Here is a 16,823-nt window from a genome sequence, read left to right as displayed (position 1 = left end):
GTATGTTGAAGAAATTACTAATAATCGTTTGCTTGTTAATGAATAGCACGAGCTTTGCTGCCACTGAAGAGCCTAACCACGCGATACATGAGGAGCTGCGCGGGTTATTGCAAGGCATAGAAAAGGCGATTAATACTGAAAAATATGGTGATTTAAAACAGTATTTTGATGACAAGTTAAAAATAACCACCATCAACCAAAATGTAATTTCTACACCAGATGGCATAGATGCTTACTTTAAAGACTGGTTTGGCAAAGGTGGCTATTTAAAAAAATTAGACATTAAGTTAACGCCAGATGCTTTAACCGACTTATATGGTGACCCCGCAAACCCAAGTTGGGGATTGGTTTATGGGTCTGGTACAGAAAACTATCAATTAGTGGATGGCCGCAATTTAGCCATGAAAACACGCTGGACCGCCACGGTGATTAAAGAAGCTGATGGTAAATGGCGCATTCTAGCTTTGCATATAGGTACAAACTTTTATGACAATCCTATTTTTGCGGCAGTTAAAGATTCGACTAAATATTATGCTGTAGGCGGTTTAGTGCTTGGCTTGCTGCTAGGCGTGCTGGGCATGGTGTTTTTACGTCGAAAAAAATCATAATTCTTACGAGCATTTAATACAAAGTAGTTGCCATTCAATTACTCACGAATATATTCCTTAACCGTCATTCCCGCGTAGGCGGGAATCTAGGCTAATCTGCACTGACTTGATTCCCGCCTACGCGGGAATGACGGAAAAAGGGAGTTCAAGTTTTATATATCTGAGTTGCTGTTCAATATCAACTTAAAGCATTTTTACAAAGCGCTTGACACATAAAACTAAATAACTAATTATATAGTTATGTTGTAAAATGTTTTTTAGTTAAAACCTCAATAAATGGAATTTGTCATGATTAGAGTAGCAGAAGAGCATACCTTTACCGCGATAGATGGTGCTGAGATTTTTTATCGCCATTGGCCAAGTCAGCAGCAGGGTAATAACAAACGAGCAATCATTTTATTCCATCGTGGGCATGAGCATTCTGGCCGTCAGCAAGATGTGGTAGATGGCTTAAATATGCCAGAGTACGATTGTTTCGCTTGGGACGCTCGTGGTTTAGGTAAGTCTCCAGGCGTACGTGGATATGCAGAAAATTTTGGCGTGCTGGTCAAAGATGCAGATGTGTTTGCGCGGCATATTTGCAGCAAACATGGTTTTGAGATGGAAGATATTTCTGTGATTGCACAAAGCGTCGGAGGGGTGATTGCCGCAGCTTGGGTACATGATTACGCGCCGAATATTCGCAGTTTGGTATTGGCTTCACCAGCGCTTAAGGTGAAATTGTATGTGCCGTTTGCTCGCGCTTCTCTTGCTCTAATGCAAGCTCTAGGACTAACAAAATTAGTGCCTGCTCTGGCTTTTGTGAACTCTTATGTAAAAGCCAAATGGTTAACCCACGATGAAACACGCATAGCCTCATACGACAATGACCCATTAATTACCCGTCCAATTGCAGTGAATATTTTGCTGGAATTGTATGATACTGCCGAGCGTTTGGTAAAAGATGCGGCGGCAATTACCACGCCAACGCAGTTTTTAGTGTCAGGTAGTGATTGGGTGGTGCACCAACAACCAGTCAAAGACTTATATGAAAAGTTAGGTGCTAGCAGTAAAGAGTATCACGAGTTTGAAGGCTTTTTTCACGATACACTGGGTGAAAAAGATCGTCATTTACCATTGGCGAAGGCGCGTGAGTTTATAGAAAAACAGTTTTCAACAGCATTTGCTGAACCTAGTTTAACCAACGCAGACCTTTCAGGCTATACCTTTGACGAAGCCGAGCAACTGAAAAAGCCTTTACCTACGTTTAGCCTGAAAAACCTATATTTTGCAGCTACCCGAGCTAACATTCGATTTGGCAGCAATATGTCCCATGGCTTGAAACTGAGCGTGGATACTGGCTTTGATTCAGGCAGCACGCTGGATTATGTGTACGAAAATAAAGCCCGAAGCAGAACATTTGTTGGCGGCGCTTTGGGTGAAATTATCGACCGTACTTACCTCAATGCCATAGGCTGGCGCGGCATTCGTGTACGTAAAATACATAATGAAGCGATGTTGGCTAAAGCCGCAGCACTCTTACGAGCAGCACAAAAGCCAGTGCGTATGATGGATATTGCAGCTGGGCATGGTCGTTATGTTTTAGATGCAGCGCTTGCAGTAAAAGCTGACCACGTATTAATGCGTGATTATAGTGAGCTGAATGTGACGGCTGGGCGTGCAATGATTAAGCAGCATAGTTTAGAAAATACAGCTCAATTTGAATTAGCCGATGCGTTTGATGCAGCTTCAATTGCAGCAGTTACGCCTAAACCAACATTGGCGATTGTGTCTGGCTTATATGAATTATTTCCTGAAAATTCGTTAATACAAACCTCGCTAAAAGGCGTTCATGCAGCTTTAGAAGACGATGGATACTTAGTCTATACCAATCAACCATGGCATCCACAGTTGGAATTGATTGCGCGAACATTAACCAGTCATCGCCAAAATAAAGCGTGGGTAATGCGCAGGCGCACGCAACGTGAGATGGATCAATTAGTTGCAGCAGCAGGGTTTGAGAAGATTGACCAATTGACCGATACTTGGGGCATATTTAGTGTATCTCTAGCAAAACGTCGCTAAAGTCTATGCAAATCAATCAATCACCTATCTTATGGAAGCGCGGCGCCATTTGGCTAGCGCTTCTCGGTCCATTTTTCTTTCTAAGTTATGGCTGGGTGAATTACTACACCAGCGGGCGTAGCGATTTAGGCGTGATGGTTGAAGCTTGGGAGCATCAATTACCATTTGTGCCATGGCTGATGTTGCCTTATATGTCGATTGATGCATTTTACGCAGCGTCGCTATTTTTGTTTCGTAAGCGTAGCGCGCTGGATAGACATGCGCTCAGGCTCTTGCTGGCAACGGTAGTTTCGCTTATCGGCTTTTTGCTGTATCCGCTGCAATTCTCTTTTGAAGTGCCTAAAGCAGACGGTTTTAATGGAGCGTTGCAGGCGATTTTGCTGGGGTTTGATAAGCCCTATAACCAAGCACCCTCATTACATATCAGTCTGCTGATAGTCTTGTGGGAGTTGTACGCTAAGCGCCTGCAAGGCTTTGCGCGTATGGCTTTGCACATTTGGTTTTTTGCCATTGCCGCTTCTGTGCTGCTGGTTTATCAGCATCATTTTATTGATGTTTGGACAGGTGCTTTGGTGGGCGTTGCTTGTTTGTATCTGATTCCAGATCAGCCATTCTCATGGCGTTGGCAGAAACCAACTGCGCAAATGAGGCGGCTAGCAATGCGCTATGGTCTATTAGCCGCATGCACGATAGTTGCATCAATGCTTGCTCATCAGGTTTCAGTTTTACTCGCGGCTATTTTTATGTGGACGACTATTGCATTAACGCTCATAAGTTTTGCATATTTAGGATTTGAGCAACAGGTATTTCAGCGGGATAGCCTATCCGTCAGGCGTGGCAATATGCGTTGGCCAGCCAAATTTTTATTGGCACCGTATTTATTTTTAAGTTGGTGTAGCTATCGCATGTATACCAAGCGTCGATTTTTACCCAATAAAATTCATAGTAATGTGTGGCTGGGAGCCTTTCCAAGAACTGCAGTGAGCAATCTTGGCATAAATTGGCATGGTGTGATGGATTTAACCAATGAGTTTCCAGCTTCTGTACTTAAGGCCCCAATTCAAAAATATCTGCCAGTTTTAGATTTAACGCCACCTAAGCCGAAAACCCTAGTCCGTGCAGTGCGTTGGTTAGAGCGTACACAACAGCAAGGTGACGTGTTGGTGCACTGTGCTTTGGGATTGTCGCGAAGTAGCAGTGTAGTAGCTTGCTGGCTAGTTTGGCGTGGGCATGCTGATAGTGTTCAACAGGCCATTGCTATGATAGATACTAAGAGAGTAGGTGTAGTTTTAAGCAAAGAGCATGAAGCTAATATCGAACAAGCGCTAAAAGAGTTGGATTGAGATGAGTGATTCTGAGTTAAGCCACACTAAGCCTAAAGTGCATGCAAAATTAAGCGTGATTCTGTCTCTGCTCAAAGCATTTAAATTAGCCGAGCTGCTTGCTTTGGCGAATAATCTGCTTGCAATCGTTGCTTTCATATATACACCTGAGTTGCCACTCAAAGTGTTGGCAATATTAATATTAGCAGTGGGTTTGGGAGTTTTTTACTTTGCGCTACGTATACGCATAGATATTACTTTGTTTGAACAGTGGGATAGCTTTGAGATTAACGCGTTAGATGATGCGCTTAGCAACATCAACCCAAAGCATCAGACAGGTAGAGCTTTAGAGGAGAGATTACAAGGCAGTTATAGGCTATTTAACCGTGGGTTGGTATTGGTATTTGTGCAATTTTTTTTGCTGATAACTGCAGTTTGGTTGGCTTAATTTGAGCAATTGTTCATAGTCATTCAGTCATCAGGTCAACCAAATGTAAGTTAATACGTTTTTTAATCTCACAAACTGTATTTTGTGATTGGAGATAAAAAATGAAATTATTACGTTCTGCTGTTATTGCTTTAGCCATTGGTGTGGCTTCTATATCTACTGCCTCTGCGCGAGATTCTTTTAGTTTGGGTGTTAACATCGGCGGTTATGGCTATGCGCCACCAGTTGCTTATTATCCTGCGCCGCCTGTGGTGTACTACAGTCAGCCCATTTATTACCGTGCTCCGCAACCTGTGTATTATCAGCCTGCCGTTTCATACCAGTATTACAATGTAGGATACCGCGATTATGATAGAGGCTGGCGTCACGAAGGCCGTGAGCATCATGGTTGGGGTCATGGCGATGGTGATCGAGGCGATTGGAGTCGCGGAGGACACGATGAGGGGCGCCATGGCGGTCACCGCTAGTTTTAATGCTCTAATCGTTACCGTTTAACCTGTCGATAAGCCCCGTCATTAACTCGATGGTGGCTTGTTGACGGATCTCTTGACGATTACCTTTAAAGTATTTGGTTGTCGTTGATGTGGGTTTGTGAGCATCAGCCCAAGCAAAACAAACGGTACCGACAGGCTTTTCAGGTGTGCCGCCATCTGGGCCAGCAATGCCCGAGATGCTGCCAGTCATTTGCGCATGACTGTTTTTTAATGCACCGACAGCCATTTCAATGGCGGTTTGTTCGCTTACAGCACCAAAGATGTCTAAGGTTTGTGTGGATACTCCCAACATCTCAACTTTTGCTTGGTTACTGTAAGTCACAAAACCACGGTCAAACCACGCTGAACTTCCAGCTACACTGGTGACGGCTTCGGCAACCATGCCACCTGTACAAGACTCAGCTAAAGCTAGCGTATAGCCTCGCACTTTAAGTGCTGCGCCTAGTTCGGCAGCTAAGTTTGATAAAGCAACATCATCCATGTGCAACTGCCCACAGCAAACCCTGCAGGCCGATAATGGCGTAGACTGCAGCAAGTAAATCATCAAACATTACACCAAAACCATTTTTGAGTTTGGCATCAAATTGCCTGATGGGGAATGGTTTCCAAATATCGAATAATCTAAATAGTAAAAACGCCACAATCCACCACTGCCATTGGTTGGGTGTGAAAGCGAGTACTAACATCATGGCGACAATTTCGTCCCAAACAATGCTGCCATGATCTGATACACCAAGCGCTTTACCCGTTACGCCGCAGAAATAAATACCAATTAAAAATAAAGCAGAGATGATGATGAGTTGCGTTGATAAAGCATAAACCGAAATCAGCCAGAATAGTGGGTAGCCGATCAGTGTGCCAAACGTCCCCGGCGCCTTTGGCGCTAGACCGCTGCCAAAGCCTAGTCCAAAAAAATGGGCAGGGTGCTGTAACAAAAACTGTACATTTGGCAATTTAACTAAAGTGGTCAAAACCAGTTTCCTTAATGTTTAAAATTTCGTTATCTAAACCATGTAATACTAAGCCAGTATCGCTTGTAACGTGACCTACGCAACTTAACTGGAGTTTAGTCGTTTCACTTAATTTTACGATTTCTGCATGTTTTTCTGCAGGTGCTGTAAAGCATAGTTCGTAATCGTCGCCACCAGCTAACACCATTTTTCTCAGACTCTCATCACGCAGGTCTATTGGAAAGTCTACAAAAGTTGAATGGGGAATCCTTTTTAATTCTAGCGCTGCACCAATATTCGATTGTTCCAAGATGTGACCTAAATCTGCCAGCAAGCCGTCTGAAACATCAATCGCACTATTGGCTATATCTTGCAATGCTAAACCTAGGGTCACTCGTGGTTGCGGTTCATGTAGTGCTTTTGCACATGAGGTAAGGACGTCTATTGGCAATGTTATTTTACCTAGCATGTGCTGTAAGGCGATAGCCGCATCTCCCAATTTACCAGATACCCAAATTTCATCTCCAACCTTCGCGCCACCACGTTTTATTGCTTTGCCAATCGGTACTTCCCCCATGATTTGCACGCTGATGATGAGTGGGCCGCGCGTGGTGTCGCCACCGATTAAATCGACACTAAAGTTATCAGCACATGCAAAAAATCCGCGTGAGAACTCGGCTAGCCATGACGCATTAATTTCGGGTAAGGCAATGGCCAATGTTGCCCACTTTGGGTTCGCGCCCATAGCCGCCATGTCGGAGATATTCACGGCGAGTGATTTCCAGCCCAGTTGATAAGCATCACAATCTGTAAAAAAGTGAGTGCCCGCTACCAGCATATCCGCTGAGATGGCAAGCTCCATGCCTGTTGTCAGGCTAATTAATGCAGCATCGTCGCCAACGCCCAATTTCGTATCACGCGTGGCTCGGGTGAAGTATTGTTTGATTAAATTAAACTCTGGTGTCATTAAATTTAAATTCTATGGGCACTATTTAGAGCTACTGGAAGGCGCATTAAAGAAAGGAATTGGCGCACTTGCATAAACTGCAGATGGTAATTGGCCATTCCATTTTGCCGCTTTAGTTTGCTCTACCTCAATGCGGCGTAACTCCAGCACGTCTTTATTTTGTGCTAAGGCAGCATTTTGCACTTTCAGCGCATCAGCCTGTGCGGTGGCTAACTTCAAAATCTGATAGGCTTCACCATCTGCTTGTGCCTTTAGCGCACTAGCTTCAGCCTCGGCGATAGCGACTTTTTGCTTTTGTTCGGACTCAACGGTTTTAAGTTTATTCTCTGCGCCAAGACGTAATTGCTCTTGTGTCACTTTGGCACTGATGGCTGCCATATAGTCTTGGGAGAATGAGAAGTTGCGCATATCCACGTTAATAACTTGAGCACCATAGACTTCTAATTTTTTGCGCAGCGCATCTAAAATGTCACTGGAAACTAAAGAGCGTTTGCCAATTAAATCTGGCGCTGTATATCTAGCCGTTACTGCTTTAAACACTTCTTGCGTTGCAGTTTGTACATAAGATTGTAAATTACCGTCATGGCTGTACTTCTCAAATACTTCAGCGACTTTATCTGGTTTGATGCTATATCGCACCGTGAGGCTCACGCGCACGGGTTGAGTATCGCTAGTACTGCCATCAGCGTTTTCTACTGCAGCTTCTTCAGCACGTATATTGAAAATGCTTAAAGTTTGCCAAGGGGCAACTAACATGAAACCTTCGCTTTCAATTCCTTTAATCGCGCCACCAACAGTGACAACGCCACGACTACCTGTAGGCACGCTACGCAAAGGCCATAACCAAGTGAGCAAGACCACCACAATTACACCTATGACAATATATTTAATCGACGACTGTACTGAAGGACTGTTTTCCATGTGGCTCCCTTTTATTTTTTGTAGAAAGTTGTTGATAGGTATTGTCATGACGCTATTTTATTGCAGATTTTGGTCGAAACGCTTTAACTAAGATTTCATTGGTTTCAATATAAGGCGCGCCAATCAGATCTAAGCAGTAGGGCACGGCAGCAAATATACCATGCACCTTGGTATTGCCAGCTTCATCTTTTAAACCCTCTAGCGTCTGTGCGATAGCTTTGGGCTGGCCTGGTAAATTGATGATTAAGCATTGTTTGCGAATCACGGCAACTTGGCGTGACAATATCGCGGTAGGCACAAAATTTAAACTGATTTGACGCATCTGTTCACCAAACCCTGGCATTTCTTTATCAGCAACGGCAAGTGTGGCTTCTGGTGTCACGTCACGCAAGGTTGGGCCTGTGCCGCCTGTGGTTAAAATCAGACTACACTTTTCACTATCAACTAAGTCAATGAGGGTGGATTCAATTTCATCTTGCTCATCGGCAATCAATCGTGCAATCATTTGATAAGGGGTCGTTAGTGCACTATCAAGCCAGTTTTTGAGTGTAGGTAGGCCTAAGTCTTCATACACACCGCTGCTTGCACGGTCGCTAATTGAAACTAAACCAATTTTAATGAATTCTTTTGTCATTCGTTTGTCTGTAGTTAAATAGGTAAAAAAGCTAATCATAACATTATCAAGGTAAAGGACATTTTATGCAGCCAAATATCCAGCAATTCAGTAAGGAAACACAAACGCGAACCCTCGTGCTGAAGAGGCGAATGACTGGTAGCTTAATGTTGCTTAGTTTGTTGGGTTTAGGTGCTGTTTTATTAGCCCCCAAAGCAAATGCTTATGATGTGGTTAAGGCTAATTCAAATTTGTTTGAAGAAAAATATGTCGAGCAAAATGATCATCATCTTAAATCGCTGAAAGCCTCACCTGACACTACTTTAGAGATAAGTGAAAATCAAGAGGCTGATACTACTCGTATGCTAGAAAATGGCTATGACATGATGGGAACTTCTGAATTTGTTTCTGGAAAAATACCAGCAGAGTTAGCTAGAGTTTATGGAAAGAAAATTAAAGCTGATAGTGTTTTGGTGATTGATAAACCTACCTCACTCACAACTAATATGGTGAGTTTAGATGGCACTGAAGAAGGCAAAAAAATGATTCAGGAAGCCAATGAGGAGAACGCTAAAAATGAGAAAACCATTCATTACGCTAGTTACTGGGCAAAATTGCCTATGCCTTTATTTGGCGTACATGTCATTAAATTGGTAAAAGCCTCGGCTAATCCAAGTGAAGAGGGTGTTGCGCAACCTGGTCTAAAGATTATAGCCGTGATTAAAGATTCGCCTGCTGCTAAAGCAAGTATTGTTACTGGTGATACCTTGCTTAAAATAGGGGATGTCACGCTTGAAGTAGCTGATGATTTATTTGCGGCGGTTAAGCGCTATCAAGGTCAAGCAGTAGAAGTCGCATTTCGCCATGGCGATGAAGATGTTAAAACTACGGTTGCTTTGAACTCACGAAAATAGCAATCGCACATTCAAAGTAAAGCTAGATTTATTCTTCTAACAAATCTAGCTTAGCCGCAAGCCACTTAGTAGTTGTGGCTTGCAATAAAATCGTCAATAAAATTGCCATAAAAGTCACTGAGGCAATCACATCACTATATTGCACTTTCATACCCACAAGTATGCCCGCCAATGCGCCAGGTATTACGCCAGTTTCACGTGTCCAGCACATAAACAGCAACTCTTGAGCCGTCCATTTGGCGCGTCTATCAGGTAAAGCGCAAGCAAATACAGCGAGTGGTCGAGCAACTAACATGAATACAATAACTACCGCTAATGCAGGCCAAAAATATTGTTGAAGTAATGCAAAGTTCACTTGCGAGCCTAGCAATACGAAAATAAAAATTCGCATAATGAGTGATGTGGTGAGTATAAAATCCTCAAGTTTGCTTTCTTCGTTTTCTTCCATTTTAAAGCCGAGTAAATCTTTATTACCTAATACCATGCCAAATACAAATACCGCCATAAAGCCGCTGGCGTGTAGATTATCTACGCTTAAATAGGCGGCTGCGACGGACATGATGGTCACAATCGGCGCATACTCTGCTAGAAAACTATATTTTTCATGGGCAATAAACATAGCTGCTAAATAACCCAAAATAGCACCGCCTAACACACCTAGCAATGACTGTTGTAATAACGACAGTAAATTCTGGCTAATTGAAAAGCTACCGCCAGAAACCGCAACGCCTAATACGGCAAAGGTGAGTATCGCCCCCATGGCATCGTTAAAAGCTGATTCGCTCATTACAGTTTGTGCCACTTTTGCACGAATTTTTACTTGACGAAATACTGGTACCAACGTTGCGGGGTCTGTAGAAGCAATAACAGCGCCAAGTAACATGGCAAATATGAAAGGTAAGTGTAGAAAATACTGTGCGGCAAATGCTGTGACTACCGCGCTGATAAGCACACCGAATGTGGAGAGAGAGACTAAGGTTGGCCACACGCCTTTAAGTACATTTAAGCGTACACTCGCGCCACCATCAAAAAGAATGTAACAAGAGCCAAAAATGAGTAGCAACTGGTTAAGTGTCGAATCTACTTTTACATCAATAATGCCAAGTCCAGCGCTACCTAAGGCCATCCCAGCCAATAAAAACATCACAACATCTGGCACTTTTAACAAGCGCGCGATAAAGCCAGTCAACATACCAACGCCTAATATCATGCCTAGTAAAAACAGTAACTCTTTGGCGTGCAGAATAGCGGGCGAGTGTTCCATATTGATTAGCTAATTTTTTGTTTTGTTAATGGATTGGCTAGCGATGACAGCTTAATTATCAGGATTTAACTCATCTGTAGGTGTATAGCCAGCCTCGGCATCGCTATTGTCTTGAGATTCTTGAGTGATTTCACGTAGCAGTTTAAAAATCTCACGACTGCTCTTAGGCGGTTTATTAGCCTCAAGTTCTTTTTGCGCATTGCGAATCAAGGTACGCAATTGCTGGCTATCTGTTTTTGGGTGTAGCGCCATAAACTCAGAAAGCACATTGCTGTCAGCAATCATACGATCACGCCAGCGCTCTAAACCATGAAAATAAGCATTTTCGGCAGTGTGTTTACCATCCCAGCGTGCTAACTGTTCAAGAATTGGTGCGTTATCTAGCTCTCGCATCAATCTACCTAAATATTGGCGATGGCGTCTAATGGCGCCATTTGCCGTTATTTTTTTAGTATCAAGCACAGCTGTTGTTACCGCATCAGGTAAGTCTAACTTAAGCAGTTTGTCTTTAGGCAACTCAGATAACCTAACGCCAAGCGCTTGCTGTGCGTCAGCTTCAGCTTTAAGTTTGGTTTTGCTAATAGGCTCGTCAACGTCTGATTCAACTTGCTTATTGAATTCATTGTCTAATTCGCGGTCTTTAGCGGTCTTTTTAGGTTTTGCTGATATTTGAGGTTTCATAGTGCGGTATTATAACAGCCTAGATGTTGATAGACATTCCTTTAGTATTTTGTGCGTATTTTTATAGTAGAAGAGTTATGGCAGATTCTGGATTTAGTTATTCTTTAGATGAAATTAAGCAAATGTCGAGAGACGTGCTTAGAGTTGCAAAAGATTTAGGGGCAAGCTCGGCAGAGGCAGAGCTGAGTTTAAGCATCGGTCAAAACGTTTCGGTGCGCTTGAACGAGGTTGAAAACATTGAATACAACCGCGATAAAGGCATGTCCGTTACGGTATATTTTGGCCAGCAAAAAGGCCATGCCAGCACTTCAGATTTAAGCCCGTTAGCGATTAAAGATACAGTAGCCGCCGCCTGCAATATCGCTAAGTACACAGCAAAAGATGAGTTTTGTGGTTTAGCTGACCCGAATTTAATGGCGAAAGAGGCTCTGGACTTAGACTTGCATCATCCTTGGAATATCTCAGTAGAAGAAGCTATCGTTATTGCAAAAGAATGTGAAGCTGCTGCGCTAGGTGTGGATGCGCGTATTACCAACTCAGAAGGCGCTAGTGTTTCCACAAGTACAGGCTACTTTGCCTATAGCAATAGTCATGGCTTTACTGGCGGCTACCCAAGTTCGCGCCATGGTGTGAGTTGCTCAGTCATCGCAGAATCTGACGATAATATGCAGCGCGATTACTGGTATAGCACCGCTCGCGCAGCGGTAGATTTAGAGTCAGCCGCAGCTATTGGCAAGAAAGCTGGCGAGCGAACAGTCCGGCGTTTAAATTCCAAAAAAATTAAAACTTGCCAAGTGCCGGTGATGTTTGAAGCGCCGTTAGCGAGCGGCTTAATCTCCAGTTTAATTAATGCAATTTCAGGCGGCAATTTATACCGCAAGTCTTCATTTTTGTTGGATAGCTTAGGTAAGCAAGTTGCTTCACCATTACTTAATATTTATGAAGAGCCGCATCTCAAAAAAGGTTTGGCAAGTAGCCCGTTTGATAGCGAAGGCGTGGCAACACAGTCGCGACAATTAGTACAAGATGGCGTATTGCAAGGCTATGTAATGGGCAGTTATTCTGCGCGTAAGTTGGGCATGCAAACGACAGGTAATGCAGGTGGAAACCATAATTTAATCGTGCAATCAGGCGCACAAGACTTCGCGGGCTTGCTAAAGCAAATGGGAACAGGCTTATTGGTCACGGAGCTACTTGGTAGTGGTATGAATATGGTCACAGGGGACTATTCACGCGGTGCGGCGGGCTTCTGGGTTGAGAGTGGTGTGATTGTGCATGCGGTAGAAGAAATTACAATCGCCAGCAATATGGCCGAAATGCTGAAAATGATAGTCGCGATAGGCAGTGACATTTGCATACAGGGCTCAAAGCAAGTGGGCTCTATTTTAATCGAGCGTATGACTGTAGCTAGTGAATAAGGCATTCGCACCGTAATAAAAAAGCCCCAGTAATGGGGCTTTTTTATTACATTAATTCAGCTTATTGGGCTGGGGTATCTGCTTTTACAGGGTCAATTGCTGTTTCAGTATCAACATCTTCAAAGTCATCTTTGGTTGATTCTTGAGGTGCTAGACCATCTTGAACCAAACTTGCACGTTTTTGCAAATAAGCGTCACGTGTAAATGCGTATGGATCTAATGATGCTTCATCAACTAAATCAGATGCAGTCAGTAACTCAGTACGTTTATCCAAGAATTGTGCAGCACGCAATTGGTTGCTCAGCCTGATTTGACCAATGTTGCGAGGGTAGGTGATTGGATCGGTAGTGAATGTGTCGAATACCAAACCAGTCGTATCACGCACGCTTGATGGGCCTAGTAGTGGTAAAACCAAGTAAGCGCCGTTGCCAACGCCCCAGTAACCTAATGTCTGACCAAAATCCTCTTTATGGTTTTTAATTTTATCCATGCCTGCGACATCAATAAAGCCAGCAATACCGAATGTGCTGTTAATGACAAATCGACCTGCATCAGTAAACGCATAGGCAAGTTTAAGTTGCAATAAATCGTTTAAAACGGTAGTGATTGAGCCTAGATTGCTAAAAAAGTTGTTGAATCCAGTACGAATCGGTGAGGGGGTGATGGTTTTATAAGCGGTAGCTACAGGTTTAATAATCGCTTTGTCAGCAACATCGTTAAATTTGTAAACGCCACGATTCAGACCTTCAAGCGGGTCTTTATTGCTCTGTGTGGCGCAGCCAGATAGTGCCGCCAGTGTTAGAACACAAGTAGCAAGGATAATAGTTTTATAATTTTTAATTGTTTTAGTACGCATGCAAGACCCCAAATTGTAGTTTTTCTCTGATTTCATCATAAAACGCTGTTTAAGGTACTTTTATAAACAGGTAGGCTAACTATATGAGCAACTACGGAAAAACGTATCATAACTTTAACTTAGCGGATGGACATTGTCCAGCATTTGCTTATGTCAGCCTTAATTTTAATGGCTTTTTAACTTATTTGAATTGATGATGTGAAGGGTCTTTTTGCATGCTTTTCATGATTTACTCGCGGTCAACTCGTTTAAGTGGCACAATTATCAATATAGATTTAACTTAGTAGAATTCATCAGTCACACATCATGTGACGTCAAAATTTAGGAAGCCGTGTGACTAAACATATCAAGATCTCAGATTTTTTAAAGCAGCATTTGCAAGGTGAGCATGGCGTTGCGCTTAATGCGATATTAAGTGATGTAGTAGATGCATGTAAAAAAATTGCTGTAGCCATTGATAAAGGCGCTGTGGCTGGCAATATGGGTAGCTTAGGTTCTGAGAATGTGCAGGGCGAAGTCCAAAAAGCCTTGGATGTGATTACTAATGACATCTTTGTTGAAGCTTGTCAGCGTAGTGGCTACGTTGCAGGCATGGTTTCTGAAGAATTGGTTGATGTGATTGATGTTGCCGATGAGCACAAAAAAAATGGTGACTATCTATTGATGTTTGACCCACTGGATGGCTCGTCAAACGTGAATGTGAATATATCGGTCGGTACTATTTTCTCTATTTTAAAAAGTGCAAGTAAAAAGCCAGATTTAGCTGATTATTTGCAGTCAGGAGCCGCTCAAATCTGTGCTGGCTATGCCTTGTATGGCACATCTACTATGTTAGTGTTTACTACGGGTAATGGCGTGAATGGATTTACGCTAGATGCAGATTCCAATGAGTTCTTGCTGACGCATCCTAATATGCAAATTGCTAAAGAAACGCAGGAGTTCGCTATCAATATGTCGAACTACCGTTTTTGGCGCGAGCCTGTGCAACGTTACATTGATGAGTGTTTGCAGGGTGAAGAGGGTGATCGTAAAAAAGACTTTAACATGCGCTGGGTGGCTTCAATGGTGGCAGAAGTGCATCGTATCTTGGTGCGTGGTGGCGTGTTTATGTACCCAACTGATACTAAATCACGGTCTGGGAAACTGCGTTTAATGTATGAGGCTAATCCTATGAGTTTTATCGTTGAGCAAGCGGGTGGTGCTTCAACGACTGGTTCACAGCGTATTTTGGAAGTGCAGCCTAGCGGCATACATCAGCGCGTACCAGTGATGATGGGCTGTAAAAGCGAGATTGATAGAATTGCTGCTTATCATCAAGTCACTGCTAAGCGGAAATAACTCTTAATTTGTGTTTAGTCACAAAAGCGGCTAGTTAGCCGCTTTGCAAATGGCGATGAACTCTTCCGCATTGAGTGATGCGCCACCAACCAAGCCGCCATCAACATCTGGCATACTGAATAATTTAGCGGCATTTTGAGCTTTCACACTGCCGCCATAAATAATACGGACTTTTGAGGCTGCTTCAGCATTACGTCTAGCGATGCGTTGCCGTATAAATTGATGCACTTCTTGTGCTTGCTCTGGCGTGGCGGTTTTGCCTGTGCCAACAGCCCATACTGGCTCATATGCAAACACCATATTCAGTTCCATCGCTTTAGCAAAATTTTCATCATTAAGGGTTGCCATTACGGCATCCATCTGGCTTGCAACGATAACTTCTGTCAGTCCCGCATCATGTTCAGCAAGGGTTTCACCTACACATAAAATTGGCGTTAGATTGGCTTTAATCGATGCATCAAATCTAGCGGCGGCGGATAGATTGGTTTCATGAAATAACACGCGTCTTTCCGAGTGTCCAAGCAGCACATAGGTGCAGCCTAGGTCTGTGAGCATGTGCGGAGAGACGGCGCCAGTGAATGCACCTTCTTCGAACTGGTTAACGTTTTGTCCACCCCATGCAATACCAGTGTTTTCTAGTAATGACCTTGTTTGGTGTAAGTATGGGTTTGGAACACAAACGACATAATCCGCACTTTTGTAATCACTTAATCCAGTAATCAGTGTGTTGAGTAGAGTTTCATTGCTATGGATATCACCATGCATCTTCCAATTGCCTACTACTAGGTTACGCCGCATTTCTTTATTCCTTATTTCTAACTCGCTAGACTTTTGATCAGCGATATTTTTGACTTATAAGTCGAGTTACTTTGATTTAACGATCGCATCTAATTCACCTGCCTTATAACGTAAAGCCATTTGATCGCATGAGATAGGTTTAATGAGTGCAGCTTGCCCTGCGGAGCCAAAAGCTTCGTAGCGTTCTTTGCAAATAGCACGCATGGCAACAGTAGAGGCGCTAAGGAATTTCCTTGGGTCGAATTCTTTTCTTTTTTCAGTGAAAAATTTGCGAATTGAACCTGTGTAAGCCATGCGTAAGTCTGTATCAATGTTGATTTTGCGCACACCGTGTTTGATACCTTCGACAATTTCTTCTACGGGTACGCCATAAGTTTCGCCCATATCGCCGCCAAACTCATTGATGATTTGTAACCATTCTTGAGGAACTGATGATGAGCCATGCATTACCAAATGCGTATTTGGGATGCGTGCGTGAATTTCCTTGATGCGGCTAATCGCAAGGGTTTTTCCTGTTGGAGGCTTGCTAAACTTATAAGCGCCATGTGAAGTGCCGATGGCGATAGCTAATGCATCTACACCTGTTCTGCGCACAAAGTCAGCGGCCTCTTCTGGGTCAGTGAGCATTTGGTCGTGGTTTAATACACCAACTGCGCCAGAGCCATCTTCTTCACCGGCTAAGCCCGTTTCTAAAGAGCCTAGTACACCGAGTTCGCCCTCAACAGACACGCCAATCGCATGCGCGATTTCTACGATCTTTCTGGTCACATCGACGTTGTATTGGTAAGTGGAGGGTGTTTTTGCATCTTCCATTAATGAGCCATCCATCATCACGCTTGAAAAGCCCGAGCGTATTGCCTGAATGCACACTGCGGGCGATTGGCCATGATCTTGATGCATGACAACGGGGATGTGCGGGTAGGTTTCTATGGCGGCTAGCACTAAATGCCTTAAAAAGGCTTCGCCAGCATATTTGCGGGCACCAGCTGATCCTTGTAGAATTACTGGGCTATTCACCTCATCCGCCGCTTGCATAATGGCGTGAACTTGCTCCATGTTGTTAACATTAAAAGCGGCTAGGCCGTAATCGTGCTCAGCAGCGTGATCAAGCAATTGACGTAATGAAACGAGTGCCATAATGATCTTTCAAATAATTAGAACATGTGT

18 protein-coding genes are annotated in these 16,823 nt (G+C 43.4%); 8 read left to right on the top strand and 10 right to left on the bottom strand.

Going from position 1 to position 16,823, the window contains the following annotated elements; translation table 11 throughout:
* Window positions 1–2: 2 nt before the first annotated feature.
* The 5 genes from M301_RS11010 to M301_RS10990 all read left to right on the top strand — a co-directional run bounded on the left by M301_RS11010 (window position 3) and on the right by M301_RS10990 (window position 4,909).
* On the top strand, window positions 3–608 hold the full coding sequence (locus tag M301_RS11010) for a YybH family protein (RefSeq protein WP_013148858.1): 606 nt from the start codon (window positions 3–5) through the stop codon (window positions 606–608).
* 288 nt (window positions 609–896) lie between these two features.
* The gene (locus M301_RS11005; protein ID WP_013148857.1) at window positions 897–2,672 is read left to right on the top strand and encodes a bifunctional alpha/beta hydrolase/class I SAM-dependent methyltransferase; all 1,776 of its coding nucleotides are present in this window, start codon (window positions 897–899) and stop codon (window positions 2,670–2,672) included.
* Window positions 2,673–2,677: 5 nt separating this feature from the next.
* On the top strand, window positions 2,678–4,015 hold the full coding sequence (locus M301_RS11000) for a phosphatase PAP2/dual specificity phosphatase family protein (RefSeq protein WP_013148856.1): 1,338 nt from the start codon (window positions 2,678–2,680) through the stop codon (window positions 4,013–4,015).
* A 1-nt stretch (window position 4,016) separates the two neighbouring features.
* Complete coding sequence (locus M301_RS10995; protein ID WP_013148855.1) at window positions 4,017–4,442, top strand: hypothetical protein; 426 nt, start codon at window positions 4,017–4,019, stop codon at window positions 4,440–4,442.
* A 101-nt stretch (window positions 4,443–4,543) separates the two neighbouring features.
* Window positions 4,544–4,909: a hypothetical protein gene (locus tag M301_RS10990; protein WP_013148854.1), complete on the top strand. Its 366-nt coding sequence runs from the start codon at window positions 4,544–4,546 to the stop codon at window positions 4,907–4,909.
* Between the two features lie 10 nt (window positions 4,910–4,919).
* Here M301_RS10990 and M301_RS10985 read toward each other — a convergent pair whose 3' ends face one another.
* From M301_RS10985 to mog, 5 genes are read right to left on the bottom strand one after another with little or no spacing between them, the layout of a single operon-like run.
* Window positions 4,920–5,417, bottom strand: a complete 498-nt coding sequence (locus M301_RS10985) for a CinA family protein (RefSeq protein WP_013148853.1) — start codon at window positions 5,415–5,417, stop codon at window positions 4,920–4,922.
* Complete coding sequence (locus M301_RS10980; protein WP_013148852.1) at window positions 5,410–5,907, bottom strand: phosphatidylglycerophosphatase A family protein; 498 nt, start codon at window positions 5,905–5,907, stop codon at window positions 5,410–5,412. The genes M301_RS10985 and M301_RS10980 overlap by 8 nt, the downstream gene beginning before the upstream one ends.
* The gene (thiL, locus tag M301_RS10975; protein ID WP_013148851.1) at window positions 5,891–6,853 is read right to left on the bottom strand and encodes a thiamine-phosphate kinase; all 963 of its coding nucleotides are present in this window, start codon (window positions 6,851–6,853) and stop codon (window positions 5,891–5,893) included. The genes M301_RS10980 and thiL overlap by 17 nt, the downstream gene beginning before the upstream one ends.
* 21 nt (window positions 6,854–6,874) lie before the next feature.
* On the bottom strand, window positions 6,875–7,774 hold the full coding sequence (locus tag M301_RS10970) for a prohibitin family protein (RefSeq protein WP_013148850.1): 900 nt from the start codon (window positions 7,772–7,774) through the stop codon (window positions 6,875–6,877).
* A gap of 52 nt (window positions 7,775–7,826) precedes the next feature.
* Window positions 7,827–8,408, bottom strand: a complete 582-nt coding sequence (mog, locus tag M301_RS10965; protein ID WP_013148849.1) for a molybdopterin adenylyltransferase — start codon at window positions 8,406–8,408, stop codon at window positions 7,827–7,829.
* A gap of 65 nt (window positions 8,409–8,473) precedes the next feature.
* On the opposite strand from mog, the gene M301_RS10960 reads away from it, so the two are divergent.
* Window positions 8,474–9,301 (top strand): PDZ domain-containing protein, encoded by an 828-nt coding sequence (locus M301_RS10960; protein WP_013148848.1) that lies wholly within the window; start codon window positions 8,474–8,476, stop codon window positions 9,299–9,301.
* Window positions 9,302–9,329: 28 nt separating this feature from the next.
* Here M301_RS10960 and M301_RS10955 read toward each other — a convergent pair whose 3' ends face one another.
* A complete protein-coding gene (locus M301_RS10955; protein ID WP_013148847.1) occupies window positions 9,330–10,565 on the bottom strand; it encodes a cation:proton antiporter in 1,236 nt (411 codons plus the stop codon).
* Between the two features lie 51 nt (window positions 10,566–10,616).
* Complete coding sequence (gene yjgA / locus M301_RS10950; RefSeq protein WP_013148846.1) at window positions 10,617–11,246, bottom strand: ribosome biogenesis factor YjgA; 630 nt, start codon at window positions 11,244–11,246, stop codon at window positions 10,617–10,619.
* A 77-nt stretch (window positions 11,247–11,323) separates the two neighbouring features.
* Here yjgA and pmbA point away from each other — a divergent pair, with 77 nt between their 5' ends.
* Entirely contained in the window at window positions 11,324–12,664 is a 1,341-nt protein-coding gene (gene pmbA / locus M301_RS10945) for a metalloprotease PmbA (RefSeq protein ID WP_013148845.1), read from the top strand.
* A gap of 61 nt (window positions 12,665–12,725) precedes the next feature.
* Here the strand turns inward: pmbA and M301_RS10940 are convergent, their stop codons facing one another.
* Window positions 12,726–13,520: an MlaA family lipoprotein gene (locus M301_RS10940; protein WP_013148844.1), complete on the bottom strand. Its 795-nt coding sequence runs from the start codon at window positions 13,518–13,520 to the stop codon at window positions 12,726–12,728.
* A 345-nt stretch (window positions 13,521–13,865) separates the two neighbouring features.
* Here M301_RS10940 and M301_RS10935 point away from each other — a divergent pair, with 345 nt between their 5' ends.
* Entirely contained in the window at window positions 13,866–14,858 is a 993-nt protein-coding gene (locus M301_RS10935) for a class 1 fructose-bisphosphatase (RefSeq protein WP_420794847.1), read from the top strand.
* A gap of 30 nt (window positions 14,859–14,888) precedes the next feature.
* Here the strand turns inward: M301_RS10935 and tpiA are convergent, their stop codons facing one another.
* Both tpiA and fba read right to left on the bottom strand, forming a co-directional pair.
* Entirely contained in the window at window positions 14,889–15,656 is a 768-nt protein-coding gene (tpiA, locus tag M301_RS10930; RefSeq protein ID WP_013148841.1) for a triose-phosphate isomerase, read from the bottom strand.
* Window positions 15,657–15,722: 66 nt separating this feature from the next.
* The gene (gene fba / locus M301_RS10925) at window positions 15,723–16,793 is read right to left on the bottom strand and encodes a class II fructose-bisphosphate aldolase (protein ID WP_013148840.1); all 1,071 of its coding nucleotides are present in this window, start codon (window positions 16,791–16,793) and stop codon (window positions 15,723–15,725) included.
* Between the last annotated feature and the right edge of the window lie 30 nt (window positions 16,794–16,823).

The organism is Methylotenera versatilis 301 (genome assembly GCF_000093025.1).
In the GTDB taxonomy this organism is placed as follows: Bacteria; Pseudomonadota; Gammaproteobacteria; order Burkholderiales; family Methylophilaceae; genus Methylotenera; species Methylotenera versatilis.
The sequence above is the reverse complement of the archived record's forward strand: the minus strand, read 5'-3'. Positions and strand labels throughout refer to the sequence as shown.

What these genes read in the sequence shown, in the direction of transcription:
- M301_RS11010 (WP_013148858.1), top strand. Translation starts at nt 3, where the DNA reads ATGTTGAAGAAATTACTAATAATCGTTTGCTTGTTAATGAATAGCACG.
- M301_RS11005 (WP_013148857.1), top strand. Translation starts at nt 897, where the DNA reads ATGATTAGAGTAGCAGAAGAGCATACCTTTACCGCGATAGATGGTGCT.
- M301_RS11000 (WP_013148856.1), top strand. Translation starts at nt 2,678, where the DNA reads ATGCAAATCAATCAATCACCTATCTTATGGAAGCGCGGCGCCATTTGG.
- M301_RS10995 (WP_013148855.1), top strand. Translation starts at nt 4,017, where the DNA reads ATGAGTGATTCTGAGTTAAGCCACACTAAGCCTAAAGTGCATGCAAAA.
- M301_RS10990 (WP_013148854.1), top strand. Translation starts at nt 4,544, where the DNA reads ATGAAATTATTACGTTCTGCTGTTATTGCTTTAGCCATTGGTGTGGCT.
- M301_RS10985 (WP_013148853.1), bottom strand. Translation starts at nt 5,417, where the DNA reads ATGGATGATGTTGCTTTATCAAACTTAGCTGCCGAACTAGGCGCAGCA.
- thiL (WP_013148851.1), bottom strand. Translation starts at nt 6,853, where the DNA reads ATGACACCAGAGTTTAATTTAATCAAACAATACTTCACCCGAGCCACG.
- M301_RS10970 (WP_013148850.1), bottom strand. Translation starts at nt 7,774, where the DNA reads ATGGAAAACAGTCCTTCAGTACAGTCGTCGATTAAATATATTGTCATA.
- mog (WP_013148849.1), bottom strand. Translation starts at nt 8,408, where the DNA reads ATGACAAAAGAATTCATTAAAATTGGTTTAGTTTCAATTAGCGACCGT.
- M301_RS10960 (WP_013148848.1), top strand. Translation starts at nt 8,474, where the DNA reads ATGCAGCCAAATATCCAGCAATTCAGTAAGGAAACACAAACGCGAACC.
- M301_RS10955 (WP_013148847.1), bottom strand. Translation starts at nt 10,565, where the DNA reads ATGGAACACTCGCCCGCTATTCTGCACGCCAAAGAGTTACTGTTTTTA.
- yjgA (WP_013148846.1), bottom strand. Translation starts at nt 11,246, where the DNA reads ATGAAACCTCAAATATCAGCAAAACCTAAAAAGACCGCTAAAGACCGC.
- pmbA (WP_013148845.1), top strand. Translation starts at nt 11,324, where the DNA reads ATGGCAGATTCTGGATTTAGTTATTCTTTAGATGAAATTAAGCAAATG.
- M301_RS10940 (WP_013148844.1), bottom strand. Translation starts at nt 13,520, where the DNA reads ATGCGTACTAAAACAATTAAAAATTATAAAACTATTATCCTTGCTACT.
- tpiA (WP_013148841.1), bottom strand. Translation starts at nt 15,656, where the DNA reads ATGCGGCGTAACCTAGTAGTAGGCAATTGGAAGATGCATGGTGATATC.
- fba (WP_013148840.1), bottom strand. Translation starts at nt 16,793, where the DNA reads ATGGCACTCGTTTCATTACGTCAATTGCTTGATCACGCTGCTGAGCAC.